This window comes from Streptomyces sp. AC550_RSS872, from assembly GCF_019049285.1.
Classification (GTDB): domain Bacteria; phylum Actinomycetota; class Actinomycetes; order Streptomycetales; family Streptomycetaceae; genus Streptomyces.
The window spans coordinates 56,702-71,204 of the sequence record NZ_JAGMUL010000194.1 but is presented as its reverse complement, the minus strand read 5'-3'; the positions used below and the strand labels follow the sequence as shown (position 1 = coordinate 71,204).

Sequence of the window (14,503 nt, the reverse complement as noted above, 5' to 3'; positions counted from 1 at the left end):
GATCATGTCTGGCATGACCGAGGTGTCCTCGCTCACAGGGCGGTTGCTCGTGGCAACGCCCGCCCTGGCGGACCCGAACTTCGACCGCGCGGTGGTGCTCCTTCTCGACCACGACGAGGAGGGCTCCCTCGGTGTCGTCCTCAACCGTCCGACCCCCGTGGACGTGGGCGACATCCTGGAGGGCTGGGCGGACCTCGCCGGTGAGCCCGGTGTCGTCTTCCAGGGCGGCCCGGTGTCCCTGGACTCGGCACTCGGCGTCGCCGTCATCCCCGGCGACGCGAACGGCGAGAGCGCGCCGCTGGGCTGGCGCCGGGTGCACGGCGCGATCGGGCTCGTGGACCTGGAGGCGCCGCCGGAACTGCTCGCCTCGGCCGTCGGATCCTTGAGGATCTTCGCCGGATACGCCGGGTGGGGACCCGGCCAGCTGGAGGACGAGCTGGTGGAGGGCGCCTGGTACGTCGTCGAGTCCGAACCCGGGGACGTGTCCTCGCCGTCGCCGGAAAGACTCTGGCGCGAGGTACTGCGCCGGCAGCGCAACGAGCTCGCGATGGTGGCCACGTATCCGGACGACCCTTCGCTCAACTGATGCGTGTGAGCTTCAGTACTCTTGGCGGTATGAGCACTCTCGAGCCCGAGCGCGGGACTGGTACGGGGACCCTCGTCGAGCCCACGCCGCAGACTTCCCACGGCGACGGCGACCACGAGCGCTTCGCCCACTACGTCCAGAAGGACAAGATCATGGCGAGCGCCCTCGACGGGACCCCCGTCGTGGCGCTGTGCGGCAAGGTCTGGGTGCCCGGCCGCGACCCGAAGAAGTACCCGGTGTGTCCCATGTGCAAGGAGATCTACGAGTCCATGGGCTCCGGCGGCGACGACAAGGGCAAGGGCGGCGACAAGAAGTAGTCCTCCCCTCGGCTTGAGGGTCCCCTCGGCCTGAGGTCCGCGAGGCCCCCGGGGCGCGTTTCAGCGCGCCCCGGGGGCCTTTGCGTGTCACGAAGTGGTTGAGACCTCTTGTGGGCATGTTCACGTAGTCCCTAGGCTCCGATGCGTTGTGCAGAGCGAAACCGTCATTGCATATGTTGCAACGCACGCCCGGAGGACCGCTCCATGAAGCTCGCGCCCAGACTCGCCGTACTGCTCACCGCCCTGACCGTCACCGCCTGCGCCCCGCAGACCTCCGCCAACTCCTCCTCCGACAAGGACGACAAGACCGGCACCCTGCGGGTCTGGCTCTTCCAGGAGGTCGGCAACAAGCCGAAGGAGAAGGTCGTCGACTCCGTCGTCACCGCCTTCGAGAAGGCCCACGACGGCACGAAGGTCGACGTCGAGTACATCCCGGTCGAGACCCGGGCCCAGCGCGTCAAGGCCGCCTTCAACGACCCGAAGTCCGCCCCCGACGTCATGGAGTACGGCAACACCGACACCGCCGGCTATGTGAAGGACGGCGGACTCCTCGACGTCACGAAGGAGTTCGGCGACTGGACCGAGGCCAAGGACACCGACCCCACCGCCAAGCAGTCCGTCACCGTGGACGGCAAGGTCTACGGCGCCCCGTTCTACGTCGGCGTCCGCGCCCTGTACTACCGCACGGACGTCTTCAAGGAGCTCGGTCTCGAAGTGCCGGGGACCATGGCCGAGTTGGCGACGACGGCCCGCGAGATCCGCGCCGCGAAGCCCGAGCTGTACGGCCTGGTCGTCGGCGGTGCCTACACGTACGGCGCGATGCCCTACGTCTGGGCCAACGGCGGCGAACTCGCCACCGGCGAGGGCGACTCGTACACCTCCGCCATCGACAGCGCGGCCGCCCAGAAGGGCATCAAGGCGTACACGTCCCTCTTCAGCGACGACAACTGTCCCGCCGCCAAGTGCGCCGGCATGGGCGGCAACGACACGATCACCGCGTTCGCGGCCGGCAAGGCGGGGATGGCGATCGGCGGCGACTTCAGTCACACCGCGGTGGAGGCCGGGAAGGTGAAGGGGAAGTACGCGGTCGTGCCGTTGCCGGGGGTGAAGGCCGGGTCGGTCGCGCCTGCGTTCGCCGGGGGCAACAACATCGGTGTCCTGAAGAGCACGTCGCATCGGACGCTGGCGGTTGAGCTGACGGAGCAGCTTGCCTCGAAGCAGACGCAGGCTTCGATGTTCGAGGCGATGGGGTTCCTGCCCACGTTCGGGGACATGCGGGAGAAGGCTGCGGCGGAGAAGCCGTACGTGAAGCCTTTTGTGGAGACCCTTGCCGCGGGTACGAAGTTCGTGCCCGCGTCGCCTGCGTGGTCCGAGATCGACTCGTCTCTTGTGCTGCCGACGATGTTGCAGGAGGTCATCAGCGGTAAGAAGGATGTTGCCGGGGCTTCGGGGGATGCGGCGAAGAAGATGGACGAGGCCTTCGGGTCCGTCGGATGACAGTGCCTGGTAGCTCGGGGGTTGTGGAGCGTCGGCGGGTGCGGGTGGATCGTGGTTTCTCGCGCCCACGCGGCGGTAGCCGCAAGTCCAACACAGCCCCGCGCCCCCGTCGGCGTTCCGGTGGGCCGAGCCAGAAGGCGCCCTGGCTCTGTCTCGCCCCTGCCCTCGTCGTTCTCGGTGGGCTGCTTGTCTATCCCGTCTATCAGCTCGGGCTGATCTCGTTCTTCGAGTACACGCAGGCTCAGGTCAGCGGTGGGGAGCCCACGACCTTTCAGGGGTTCGGGAACTACTCGGAGCTGTTCTCGGACTCGCAGTTCTGGCAGGTGCTGCTGGCCACGGTCGTCTTCGCGGCGGCTTGCGTCGTCTCGACGCTCGCGGTCGGCTGTTCGCTCGCCGTGCTGCTCACGCGTGTGCGTGCCGTACCGCGGCTGGTGTTGATGCTGGCCGCGCTCGGAGCGTGGGCCACTCCCGCCATCACCGGGTCGACCGTGTGGCTGTTTCTGTTCGATCCGGACTTCGGGGCGGTGAACCGTGTGCTCGGGCTCGGTGACCACTCGTGGACGTACGGGAGGTTCGGTGCCTTCTTCCTCGTGCTGCTCGAAGTGGTCTGGTGCTCTTTCCCGTTCGTGATGGTCACGGTGTACGCCGGTATCCGGGCCGTCCCGGCCGAGGTGCTGGAGGCCGCCTCGCTGGACGGGGCCTCGCAGTGGCGGATCTGGCGGTCGGTGCTGGCGCCGATGCTGCGGCCGATCCTGGTGGTCGTCACCATTCAGTCGGTCATCTGGGACTTCAAGGTCTTCACCCAGATCTACGTCATGACGAACGGCGGCGGCATCGCGGGGCAGAACCTCGTGCTGAACGTGTACGCCTATCAGAAGGCGTTCGCGTCCTCGCAGTACAGCCTCGGCTCGGCGATCGGCGTGGTGATGCTGCTGATCCTGCTGGCGGTGACGCTGGTGTACCTGCGGCTGCTGCGCAGGCAGGGGGAGGAGATATGAGGTCGGTGACATGGTTCCGGCGGCCCTGGCGGCTCCTCGCCGAGGCGTCCGCGCTGCTGATCGCCGTGGTGGTGGCCTTTCCGCTGTACTGGATGGTGCTCAGCGCCTTCAAACCGGCCGGGGAGATCGAGTCGAGCGAGCCACGGCCGTGGACGCTCGCGCCCTCGCTGGATTCCTTCCGGCGGGTCTTCGAGCAGAACGAATTCGGCCGGTACTTCCTCAACAGTCTTGTCGTCGCGTGCAGTGTCGTGATCGTTTCGGCGTTGATCGCGTTTCTCGCCGCCACCGCGGTGACACGCTTCCGCTTCCGCTTCCGGACCACCCTGCTGATCATGTTTCTGGTGGCCCAGATGGTGCCGGTGGAGGCCCTGACGATCCCCCTGTTCTTCCTCATGCGGGACTTCGGCCAACTGAACACGCTGGGCTCGCTGATCCTGCCGCACATCGCCTTCTCGCTGCCGTTCGCGATCTGGATGCTGCGAGGATTTGTGAAGGCCGTTCCCGAGGCGCTGGAGGAGGCCGCGTACATGGACGGGGCGAGCCGGTCGCGATTCCTGTGGCAGATCCTTTTCCCGCTGGTCTTCCCCGGCCTCGTGGCCACCAGCGTTTTCTCCTTCATCTCCGCCTGGAACGACTTCCTGTTCGCCAAGTCCTTCATCATCAGCGACACCTCGCAGTCAACCCTGCCGATGGCGCTGCTCGTCTTCTACAAGCCGGACGAGCCGGACTGGGGCGGCGTGATGGCGGCGTCGACGGTGATGACGATTCCGGTGCTGGTGTTCTTCGTACTCGTACAGCGGCGCCTGGTGTCCGGGCTGGGCGGCGCGGTCAAGGACTGAAAGGCCTGATTGTTCATGGATCTCATTCCGGTACCTCACCTGGTGGAGCGGACCGACCGCTTCCTCGAACTCGGCGACGACTTCGGGATCGAGGCCGGGCCGGGCACCGAGGACACCGCGCGATGGCTGCGCTCGACGCTCGGCGCGGCGACCGGGCTCGCGCTGCCGCCCAGGAAGGGGGACGAGTACGACGTCCTGCATCTGTCCGTACGGCCCGGACTCGACGCCGAGGGATACCGCCTCGTCATCGCCCCCCATGGCGTCCATATCCAGGGCGGCTCGCCCGCCGGTGTCTTCTGGGGCGCCCAGACGATGCGCCAGCTTCTCGGCCGCGACGCCTTCCGGCGCGCACCCCTTCCCGGCCGTACGTGGCGGCTGCCCCTGACGGAGATCCGGGACTCTCCTCGCTTCCGCTGGCGCGGCCTCATGCTCGACGTGGCCCGGCACTTCATGCCCAAGGACGGCGTCCTGCGCTACCTGGACCTGATGGCCGCCCACAAACTCAACGTCTTCCACTTCCATCTGACGGACGACCAGGGCTGGCGCATCGAGATCGAGAAGTATCCGCGGCTGACGGAGGTCGGCTCCTGGCGGGCTCGTACGAAATTCGGCCATCGGGCCTCCCCGCTGTGGGAGGAGAAGCCACACGGCGGCTACTACACCCGGGACGACATCCGCGAGATCGTCGCCTACGCCGCTGAGCGGCATATCACCGTCGTCCCCGAAATCGACGTACCCGGCCACTCGCAGGCCGCGATCGCCGCGTACCCGGAACTCGGCAACACCGACGTCATCACTGCATCCATCGAGGGGGGCTCCGCACTCTCGGTCTGGGACAACTGGGGGATCTCTCCGAACGTACTCGCCCCCACTGACAACACCCTGCGCTTCTACGAGGGGGTGTTCGAGGAAGTCCTGGAGCTGTTCCCCTCGGAGTTCATCCATGTCGGGGGTGACGAATGCCTCAAGGACCAGTGGCGGCAGTCGGCCACCGCGCAGGAGCGCATCAGGGAACTCGGGCTGAAGGACGAGGACGAGCTCCAGGCGTGGTTCATCGGCCACTTCGACAAGTGGCTCACCGCGCGCGGGCGCAGGCTCATCGGCTGGGACGAGATCCTGGAGGGCGGCCTCGCGGACGGGGCTGCCGTGTCGTCCTGGCGCGGGTACGCGGGCGGCATCGCGGCGGCCCGCGCGGGCCACGACGTCGTCATGTGCCCCGAGCAGCAGGTGTACCTGGACCACCGTCAGGACGCGGGCGCCGACGAGCCGGTGCCGATCGGCTACGTGCGCACCCTGGAGGACGTCTATCGGTTCGAACCGGTGCCACCGGAGTTGACGCCCGACGAGGCCCGGCACGTGCTCGGCGCGCAGGCCAACCTGTGGACCGAGGTGATGGAGGATCCCGCGCGCGTGGATTACCAGGCGTTCCCGCGCCTCGCCGCCTTCGCCGAGGTCGCCTGGAGCCGCCTGCCCGCCCCCGCGGAACGGGACTTCGCCGGCTTCCAGCAGCGGATGGCCGCCCACTACGGGCGGCTTGACGCCCTGGGGGTCGCCTACCGTCCGCCGGCGGGACCGCGGCCGTGGCAGCGGCGGCCCGGCGTGCTCGGCCGCCCGATCGACGGCCCACCCCCGAACAGGTAATTGAAAAAAACCGGCAAGGGGTCACCGAAGAGTGTCAATCGGTAAACACCGGTGATGCCGTATGAAAACGGACCATCTCCCCGGTGAGGTGGGCGAATGCCTCCTAGCGGACCCCTGTCTTCGGGTCCTGCGAAGATGTGCCAGAGTTGCCACGTCCGCCCTGTCAGCACGTACCGTACGGCAGCACAGGTGGGACCAGGTGGGGCAGCGGGAAGGGGCAGCCGGTTTGACCACGAGCGCACCGCAGGCGGCGCAGGCCGTCACGCTGCCCACGACGCTGGACGAGGCCGTGGCGGCACTGGCCGCCATGCCCGCCGCCGTGCCCGTCGCGGGCGGCACCGACCTCATGGCCGCCGTCAACTCCGGGCAGCTCAGGCCCGCCGCGCTGGTCGGCCTCGGCAAGATCAGCGAGATCCGTGGCTGGCAGTACCAGGACGGTCACGCCCTGCTCGGCGCGGGCCTCACGCACGCGCGTATGGGCCGCCCCGACTTCGCCGCCCTGATCCCGGCGCTCGCGGCCGCCGCCCGCGCCGCGGGCCCGCCGCAGATCCGCAACGCGGGCACCCTGGGCGGCAACATCGCCTCGGCGTCCCCGACCGGTGACGCGCTGCCGGTCCTCGCCGCCCTGGAAGCGACCCTGATCATCGCGGGCCCGGGCGGAGCCCGCCGGGAGATCCCGGTGTCGCATCTGCTGGCCGGCATGGACATGCTGCGGGCCGGTGAACTCATCGGCTACGTGCGCGTGCCGCTGCTGCACGCCCCGCAGGTCTTCCTCAAGGCCACCGGCCGCACCGGCCCGGGGCGTGCCATGGCATCCGTCGCGGTCGTGCTCGACCCGGCCCGGCGTGGCATCAGGTGCGCCGTGGGCGCCATAGCGCCGATGCCGCTGCGGCCGCTGGACGCCGAGCACTGGGTCGCCCAGCTGATCGACTGGGACAACGGCCGCGCGATCGTCCCCGAGGCCCTGAACGCCTTCGGGGAGTACGTCGCCGCGGCCTGCATCCCGGACCCGGCCCCGGCCGAGGACGGCTCCGTACCGCAGCATCCGCCCGCCGTACTGCACCTGCGGCGCACCGTCGCCGCGCTGGCCCGACGAGCACTGGGGAGGGCGCTGTCGTGACCGACGACCAGCACCAAGAGGGCACGCCCCAGGGCGGCGGTCGCTGGGACCCGCTGCCCCAGGGCGACTACGACGACGGCGCCACCGCCTTCGTCAAACTTCCCGAAGGGGGCATCGACGCCCTCCTGGCCTCCTCGGACACCCCGCTCGCCGCGCGCGGCCACGGCTATGTGCCCCCGCAGATAACAGCCACACCGGGATCGACCGCGGGCGCCGACCCCGCGGCACCGGGCGGCTGGCCGGTCGCGGGCACACCCGGCGACGGCAGCCAGTGGCCCGACCCGAACGCCATGGCGCAGGGCGTCGGCACGGGCCAGTTCGGCTACAACCCCGGGGCGACCCAGCAGTGGGACTTCTCGGAGACCGTGCAGGGCCAGGCCGGCCGGGCAGGTCACGATGCCGCCGCCGCGCCCGGTCACGACGTCACCGGGCAGTGGTCGATCCCCGTCGCCGACGGCGACCTACCGGACGAATCGGGCGAGTTCACCACGTCGTCGCTCGTCGAGCAGTGGGGCGGAACCCCTCCGGCCACACTGCCGGGCGGTGCGCCCGCACCCTGGGCGACGCAGCCGACCGGGCAGCCGTGGGGACAGCAGGCGGAGGCCGCGGCGACGGCCGAGGAAGCGCTGGGAGCCGGGCCCGCGGCCGGGCACGTGCACGGGCAGCCGGGACACCCCGACGCGTACTCCGGCGAGCAGCCCGTCCCGCACGCGCAGGACCAGCAGGCCGCGAGCGCACCCGAGTTCACGCCCGAGCCGCCCGCCGAGGACTCCGCCGAGAGCCCCTCAGAGCCCGCACAGGCCTCACAGGCCGCTCCCGAAGCCCCTGAGGCGGCACCGGACACCCAGGGCGCCCCGGAGGCCGTAGAGGGCCCGGCAGAGGCTTCCGCCGAGACCGCCCCGGCCGAGGACGGCGACCCCGCCCCGGAGGGCGCCGAGGGAGCCGCGACGCAGACCGCCGCCTCCGACGACGTACCGGCGCCCACCGGCGAGGAACACCCCCTCGCCTCCTACGTGCTGCGCGTCAACGGCGTCGACCGGCCCGTCCCGGACGCCTGGATCGGCGAGTCGCTGCTCTACGTGCTGCGTGAGCGGCTCGGCCTCGCGGGCGCCAAGGACGGCTGCTCGCAGGGCGAGTGCGGGGCCTGCAACGTGCAGGTCGACGGACGGCTCGTGGCGTCCTGCCTGGTGCCCGCCGTGACCGCCGCGGGCAGCGAGGTCCGCACCGTCGAGGGCCTCGCCGAGGACGGGCAGCCCTCCGACGTGCAGCGGGCGCTCGCGCGGTGCGGCGCCGTGCAGTGCGGCTTCTGCGTGCCGGGCATGGCGATGACCGTGCACGACCTGCTGGAGGGCAACCCGGCGCCGACCGAGATGGAGACCCGCCAGGCACTCTGCGGCAACCTCTGCCGTTGCTCCGGCTACCGGGGCGTGGTCGAGGCCGTCAAGGAGGTCGTCGCCGAGCGCGAGGCCCACACGGCGTCCGCAGACGGCGAACAGGACGGCGACGAGCCGCGTATCCCTCACCAGGCGGGCCCCGGGGCCGGCGGGGTCAACCCGTCGGCGTTCGAGGCACCCGGGGCCATGAACCCGGGGCCCAGGGGACCGCATGACCAGGCGTACGGACACGACGGAGGCCAGGCGTGAGCAACGAAGCCGCCACCGCGACCACAGCCGCGGAGGCAGCACCCGCCCCCGAGCCGATCCCGCACGGCCTCGGCGCCTCCCTGCCGGCCGCCGACGCCCGCGCCAAGACCGAGGGCACGTTCCCGTACGCGGCCGACCTGTGGGCCGAGGGCCTGCTCTGGGCGGCCGTACTGCGCTCGCCGCACCCGCACGCGCGCATCAAGTCCATCGACATCACCCACGCGCGCGAGATGCCCGGCGTCCGGGCCGTCGTCACGCACGAGGACGTGCCGGGCAGCCCGCTGCACGGCCGCGGCACGGCGGACCGCCCGGTCTTCGCCTCCGAGGTCGTACGCCACCACGGCGAGCCCATCGCCGCGGTCGCCGCCGACCACCCGGACACCGCGCGGCTGGCCGCCGCCGCCGTCATCGTCGAGTACGAGGTACTCGACCCGGTGACCGACCCCGAGCAGGCCTTCGAGGCCGAGCCGCTGCACCCCGACGGCAACCTGATCCGCCACATCCCGCTGCGCCACGGCGACCCCGACGCGGCCGGCGACATCGTCGTGGAGGGCCTGTACCGCATCGGCCGCCAGGACCCGGCCCCCATCGGCGCCGAGGCGGGCCTCGCCGTTCCGCGTCCCGACGGCGGCGTGGAGCTCTACCTGGCCTCCACCGACCCGCACACCGACCGAGACCGGGCCGCCGCCTGCTACGGCCTGGAGCCCGAGCGCGTCAAGGTCGTCGTCACCGGCGTCCCCGGCGCCACCGCCGACCGCGAGGACCAGGGCTTCCAGCTCCCGCTCGGCCTGCTGGCGCTGAAGACCGGCTGCCCGGTGAAACTGACGGCCACGCGCGAGGAGTCCTTCCTCGGCCATGTGCACCGGCATCCCACCCTCCTGCGCTACCGCCACCACGCGGACGCCGAGGGCAGGCTGGTGAAGGTCGAGGCGCAGATCCTGCTGGACGCGGGTGCCTACGCCGACACCTCCTCCGAGGCCCTGGCCGCCGCCGTCGGCTTCGCGTGCGGCCCGTACGTCGTCCCGAACGCCTTCATCGAGGGCTGGGCCGTACGCACCAACAACCCGCCCTCCGGCCACGTACGCGGCGAGGGTGCCATGCAGGTGTGCGCCGCCTACGAGGCGCAGATGGACAAGCTGGCCAAGAAGCTCGGCGTGGACCCGGCGGAGCTGCGCCTGCGCAACGCCATGGCCACGGGCGACGTACTCCCGACCGGCCAGACGGTGACCTGCCCGGCCCCGGTCGCGGAACTGCTCCAGGCCGTGCGGGACTACCCGCTGCCCGCCCTCCCCAAGGACACGCCCGAGGACGAGTGGCTGCTGCCCGGCGGCCCCGAGGGCGCGGGCGAACCGGGCGCGGTGCGGCGCGGCGTCGGCTACGGCCTGGGCATGGTGCACATGCTCGGCGCCGAGGGCGCGGACGAGGTCTCCACGGCCACGGTCAAGGTCCACGACGGGGTGGCCACGGTGCTGTGCGCCGCCGTCGAGACCGGCCAGGGCTTCGCGACGCTGGCCCGGCAGATCGTCCAGGACACGCTGGGCATCGACGAGGTGCACGTTGCCCCCGTCGACACCGACCAGCCCCCGGCGGGCGCGGGCTGCCGCGGCCGCCACACGTGGGTGTCGGGCGGCGCGGTGGAGCGGGCGGCCAAGATGGTCCGTACGCAGCTGCTCCAGCCCCTGGCCCACAAGTTCGGCATGTCCACCGAGCTGCTCCAGATCACGGACGGCAAGATCACGTCGTACGACGGCGTCCTGTCGACCACCGTGACGGAGGCGCTGGACGGCAAGGAACTGTGGGCCACGGCCCAGTGCCGCCCGCACCCGACCGAACCGCTGAACGAGGCCGGCCAGGGCGACGCCTTCGTCGGCATGGCCTTCTGCGCCATCCGCGCGGTCGTCGACGTCGACATCGAGCTGGGCTCGGTCCGCGTGGTCGAGCTGGCGCTCGCCCAGGACGTCGGCCGGGTGCTGAACCCGGCCCAGCTGGAGGCGCGGATCGAGGCGGGCGTGACGCAGGGCGTGGGCATCGCGCTCACCGAGAACCTGCGCTCGGCACGCGGCCTGATCCGCCACCCGGACCTGACGGGCTACTCCCTGCCGACGGCCCTGGACGCCCCGGACATCCGCATCGTGAAACTCGTCGAGGAACGCGACGTGGTCGCCCCCTTCGGCGCGAAGGCGGTGAGCGCGGTACCGGTGGTGACTTCGCCGGCGGCCATCGCGTCAGCCGTACGCGCGGCGACGGGCCGCCCGGTCAACCGCCTGCCGATCCGTCCGCAGGCGGCGGTGGTGACCGGGCAGTGAACAGCTCGTCCCGGCTGCGTTGAGGGCTGTCGTGGACGGCTGTCGTGGACGGGGCTGTCCTGATCACGGGTGACCTGTCCGGGCGGATGATCGTCTCGGGGCGCGTGGAGTACGAGCCGGAAGCCGAGGATGCCCAGCGTGGCGGGATCGGCGAGAGAGGCTCAACTCCGACTGCGGTACCGGCTGGCGACGGCGGACGCGTGCTGGCTCGAAGGGAACGCGCGAGGGTGGGCTGAGCGTCTACTGAGGTGAAGCGCTGTCAGTGGGGGCGCTGGGCCGGGGGCTTGTGGGCGGTTGGGCTGATCCGGGGGCGTTGTCAGTGGTGGCGCGTAGTGTTCTGGGCAGTGGGGGCGGCGGCTGGGTCCGGTGGGCCGGTCGGTCGGCCGTGTCCTGCCCTGGGGCGGTGAGCAAGCGCATGCGGGGGAGCCATGAGCACGACGATCACGACGGACACCGGTGATACGGCGATCATCCTGACCGAGGCCGAGCTGGAGCCGTACGTCACGCACGCGGAGACGCGGCGCTGGCTGACGGGACCCGGACTGCCGTACGACAGCGGGGTGTTGAGCTTCGCCGAGCTGTGCCGGGAGAACCGGGCGGGCCAGGAGGGCCAGGAGGGCCAGGAGGGCCGGGAGGTTCTGCGGACCGTGGCGGAAGCGACGGGCGGTCCGGGTGACCGGCTGGCGGCGGAGCTGCGGGATCAGCTGGTGATAGGCGGGCTGCTGGGCCCCGGTGGCCTGGAGGCGGAGTCGGTCCTGCTGGACGGCGCGACGGGCGAGATCTCGACGACGTACCTCCTGTACGACCGCCCCGACCTGATGGACCGCCGCACGCTCGCACCGTCGCTGCGGACCCTGATCCGGTTCGCCGAGGCGACGGACGAACTGGCGGGCCTGCGCGGCCAGTTCGCGTCCTACGTCGGCCGCTACGGCCCGAAGGCGGTCGCGGAGGCCTCGCAGCACCTGCTGGCCGTGTTCGAGGAGGGCACGAACGGCGAGCCTGCGCCGTTCTGGAAGATGGCCGCGCTGATCCGCCCCCTGGCGCTGGTGGCGGGCCGGGCCGGGGCGTCGGGCCTGGCCCTGGACCTTCCGTCGCGCCTGCTGGACCAGGAGTTCGGTCAGGGCAAGGTGGTGCGTTTCGAGGAGGTCGACTTCCCCGCCACGCTGACGCACGAGCCGACCCGTCGCTTCCTGCGCGAGGTGGGCCTCCCGGAGAACGGCTTCCTGTTCTGCCTGGATACGGACGTGCCGCTCCAGACACTGGCCGAGTACTACGCCGACGAGGAGCGGGCCGCCGAACTCCCCGCCCGGGCCGACCGCTTGATACGCCTGGGCCACCTCGTCGAGGACAACAGCCTGCTCATCGACGGCGAGACGGGCGCGGTCCTGAACTGGAGCGAGCCCGAGGCGAGACTGTTCCCCCTGAACACCGACGTCTCGACCCTCGCGTTCACGCTCTGGCTGCTCCATCGCGAGCAGGCGATCGACGAGGAGTCCGGCCACGAGCTGACGACCCCCGACACCTACGACCACCTGGCCATCACGATGCTCCAGGTCCTGGCGGCGGTCGACCCGACCGGCACCCGGGCCGACGACGGCCGGCACTACTGGACGGAGTTGTTCCAGGACGAGGCGAGCGGGATCTTCGAGTCGGTGGGCGGTGTGTGGTGACAGGCAGGGACCATGTGATGGTCCGCCTGGCGGAACCGGGTGAGTTGGCGGCCGTCGCGCGACTGCGCTGGCAGTGGATCCTGGAGAACGACGGCGCGGCAGCGGCGAGCGTCGACCGCGACGCCTTCGTACGCCACTTCGTCACCTGGGCCGAGCAGAACGCCGAGTCGCACCGCTGCATGGTGCTGGTGAACGGTGCTGTCGGCGGTGACGGCACCGATGACTCCGGGGTCATCGGCATGGCATGGCTGGCGGTGGTGCAGCGGGTACCGACGCCGCACGCGCTGCACCGGGCTTCCGGTGATCTCCAGTGCGTGTACGTGGTGCCGGAGGCGCGTGACGCGGGGTTGGGCGGCCGGCTGATCACCGAGACCCTGGCGCAGGCGAAGCACCTGGGGCTGGAGCGGGTCACCGTCCACTCCTCACCCCGGGCCATCCCCGCGTACGCCCGCCAGGGGTTCGGGAATTCGCCGCGTCTCCTCCAGGCGCACGTCGCGCGGACGACGCCGTATCCCTGAGGCCTTCAGCCGGTCTTCGTGGTGGCGCGGCGGCGGCGTACGGCCATGACCAGAATGCCGCCGAGGGCGGCCGCGGTGGCTGCGGCGCCGGCGATGAGCGGGGTGCCGTCGGAGCCGGTGCTCGCGAGGTTGCCGTTGACGGAGCCGGTGGTGGAGGTGCCGCTCCCGCCGGTCGAGGTGCCCGTGGAGGAACCGGCCGCCGTGCTGCCCGTGCCGCCGGTGCTGCCCGTGCCGCCGACGGCCTGGCCCTCGGGGTCGTTGCCGTTGCCGGCCGTGGTGGAGCCGCCGTCGGTCGAGCCGTCGGAGGGGGACGGTTCGGGCTCGTAGTCGGTCGGGATGGCGATGCGGATCTGCGCCTTGTCGTTGGCGGGGTTCTTGTCGAAGGCCGGGTGGATGTCGTAGACGGAGGTCGCCTTCACCTCGCCCGTGGTGGTCTTCGCGTCGTCCTTGATGTCCAGCATGAAGGTGAAGGAGAGGGACTCGCCGACGTCGAGGGTGTGGTCGGCGGGCCGGCAGACGTACTTGGCCTTGCCCGGTGTGCCCGCGGGCCCGGACGGACCGTCGATCCCGAACGGCGCGCACTCGTCGGGTACTTCGGCCGCGGCCGTGCCCGGCGGGATCTGCACCATGAGCGCCGTCTGGTCGTCGCTGTCCTGGTTCTGGATCCAGCCGGGTCCGTGGTTACGGAGCTTCACCGTGACGGACTGCCGTTCGCCCGCGAGCGCCTCGGTGTCCTCACCGACGGCGACGAGATCGGCCGTGCTGTCCGCGGTCAGGGTGAGCCGACGGTTGCTGTCGTCGAACCCCTCGCCCGGGGCCGCACCGGTCGCCGAGGTGCCGTACTCGACGGCCTCCATCAGCGCGTGGGGCAGGGCCTTGAACCGTACGGGCGTCTCGACGGAGGCGCCGGGTCCGATCACGGTGTCGAGCTCGCAGAGCGCCTGCCTGACCTGGTCGTCGGTGGTCGAGTAGGTGCAGCCCTTCGCCGTCTCGTCGGGGAAGTCGAGCCCTCGGGTCAGCCGGATCCGGAAGGTGACGCCGTCCGCCGCCGCGGTGCCCTTGTTGGTGATGACGACGGACTCGTCGTACACCTCGCCGGGCTTGGGAGACGTGCGCGGCAGATTCGAGATCACGAGGGAGGGTTCGCCCTCCTCGGCGTAGGCCGAGGGCGCGAGGGCCGCGGGAACGGCCGCGACGATCGCGGTGGCGGCCACGAGGGCCGCCGAGTGACGGATGTGCGAGGGGAGGATGCGCTGGCGCACAGGTTGTCTCCTCGGGACAGGAAGCACGGCGACCGGAGGATTACCGTCCAGTCATGCCCTGGACATGCGGTGGATGCCCAGGGTTGTGCCGCTGTTTGAGGAGATG

12 protein-coding genes are annotated in these 14,503 nt (G+C 71.1%); 11 read left to right on the top strand and 1 reads right to left on the bottom strand.

Features of this window, described 5'->3' with window-relative positions; genetic code table 11:
• Positions 1-13 precede the first annotated feature (13 nt).
• The 11 genes from KUM44_RS40320 (at position 14) to KUM44_RS40270 (ending at position 13,135) form a co-directional block, all read left to right on the top strand.
• Positions 14-586, top strand: coding sequence for a YqgE/AlgH family protein (locus KUM44_RS40320; protein WP_030054423.1), 573 nt, complete (start codon positions 14-16; stop codon positions 584-586).
• A 29-nt stretch (positions 587-615) separates the two neighbouring features.
• Positions 616-903, top strand: coding sequence for a DUF3039 domain-containing protein (locus KUM44_RS40315; RefSeq protein ID WP_217214736.1), 288 nt, complete (start codon positions 616-618; stop codon positions 901-903).
• Positions 904-1,107: 204 nt separating this feature from the next.
• Entirely contained in the window at positions 1,108-2,400 is a 1,293-nt protein-coding gene (locus KUM44_RS40310) for an extracellular solute-binding protein (RefSeq protein ID WP_217214735.1), read from the top strand.
• The gene (locus tag KUM44_RS40305) at positions 2,397-3,398 is read left to right on the top strand and encodes a carbohydrate ABC transporter permease (RefSeq protein WP_254390806.1); all 1,002 of its coding nucleotides are present in this window, start codon (positions 2,397-2,399) and stop codon (positions 3,396-3,398) included. The genes KUM44_RS40310 and KUM44_RS40305 overlap by 4 nt, the downstream gene beginning before the upstream one ends.
• Entirely contained in the window at positions 3,395-4,237 is an 843-nt protein-coding gene (locus tag KUM44_RS40300) for a carbohydrate ABC transporter permease (RefSeq protein ID WP_217214733.1), read from the top strand. Before KUM44_RS40305 ends, KUM44_RS40300 begins: the two co-directional genes overlap by 4 nt.
• Positions 4,238-4,252: 15 nt before the next feature.
• Positions 4,253-5,878, top strand: coding sequence for a beta-N-acetylhexosaminidase (locus KUM44_RS40295; protein WP_217214732.1), 1,626 nt, complete (start codon positions 4,253-4,255; stop codon positions 5,876-5,878).
• 226 nt (positions 5,879-6,104) lie between these two features.
• Positions 6,105-6,998: a xanthine dehydrogenase family protein subunit M gene (locus tag KUM44_RS40290; RefSeq protein ID WP_217214731.1), complete on the top strand. Its 894-nt coding sequence runs from the start codon at positions 6,105-6,107 to the stop codon at positions 6,996-6,998.
• A complete protein-coding gene (locus tag KUM44_RS40285) occupies positions 6,995-8,641 on the top strand; it encodes a 2Fe-2S iron-sulfur cluster-binding protein (RefSeq protein WP_217214730.1) in 1,647 nt (548 codons plus the stop codon). Before KUM44_RS40290 ends, KUM44_RS40285 begins: the two co-directional genes overlap by 4 nt.
• On the top strand, positions 8,638-10,947 hold the full coding sequence (locus KUM44_RS40280) for a molybdopterin cofactor-binding domain-containing protein (RefSeq protein WP_217214729.1): 2,310 nt from the start codon (positions 8,638-8,640) through the stop codon (positions 10,945-10,947). The genes KUM44_RS40285 and KUM44_RS40280 overlap by 4 nt, the downstream gene beginning before the upstream one ends.
• 428 nt (positions 10,948-11,375) lie before the next feature.
• The gene (locus KUM44_RS40275) at positions 11,376-12,617 is read left to right on the top strand and encodes an SUKH-4 family immunity protein (protein WP_217214728.1); all 1,242 of its coding nucleotides are present in this window, start codon (positions 11,376-11,378) and stop codon (positions 12,615-12,617) included.
• Positions 12,618-12,634: 17 nt separating this feature from the next.
• A complete protein-coding gene (locus KUM44_RS40270) occupies positions 12,635-13,135 on the top strand; it encodes a GNAT family N-acetyltransferase (protein ID WP_217214727.1) in 501 nt (166 codons plus the stop codon).
• A gap of 5 nt (positions 13,136-13,140) precedes the next feature.
• Here KUM44_RS40270 and KUM44_RS40265 read toward each other — a convergent pair whose 3' ends face one another.
• Entirely contained in the window at positions 13,141-14,397 is a 1,257-nt protein-coding gene (locus KUM44_RS40265) for an LPXTG cell wall anchor domain-containing protein (RefSeq protein ID WP_217214726.1), read from the bottom strand.
• Positions 14,398-14,503 lie beyond the last annotated feature (106 nt).

Bases quoted from the DNA above. Each gene is read 5' to 3' on its own strand.
- KUM44_RS40275 (WP_217214728.1), top strand. From the start codon at position 11,376: ATGAGCACGACGATCACGACGGACACCGGTGATACGGCGATCATCCTG.
- KUM44_RS40270 (WP_217214727.1), top strand. From the start codon at position 12,635: ATGGTCCGCCTGGCGGAACCGGGTGAGTTGGCGGCCGTCGCGCGACTG.
- KUM44_RS40305 (WP_254390806.1), top strand. From the start codon at position 2,397: ATGACAGTGCCTGGTAGCTCGGGGGTTGTGGAGCGTCGGCGGGTGCGG.
- KUM44_RS40300 (WP_217214733.1), top strand. From the start codon at position 3,395: ATGAGGTCGGTGACATGGTTCCGGCGGCCCTGGCGGCTCCTCGCCGAG.
- KUM44_RS40310 (WP_217214735.1), top strand. From the start codon at position 1,108: ATGAAGCTCGCGCCCAGACTCGCCGTACTGCTCACCGCCCTGACCGTC.
- KUM44_RS40320 (WP_030054423.1), top strand. From the start codon at position 14: ATGACCGAGGTGTCCTCGCTCACAGGGCGGTTGCTCGTGGCAACGCCC.
- KUM44_RS40315 (WP_217214736.1), top strand. From the start codon at position 616: ATGAGCACTCTCGAGCCCGAGCGCGGGACTGGTACGGGGACCCTCGTC.
- KUM44_RS40295 (WP_217214732.1), top strand. From the start codon at position 4,253: ATGGATCTCATTCCGGTACCTCACCTGGTGGAGCGGACCGACCGCTTC.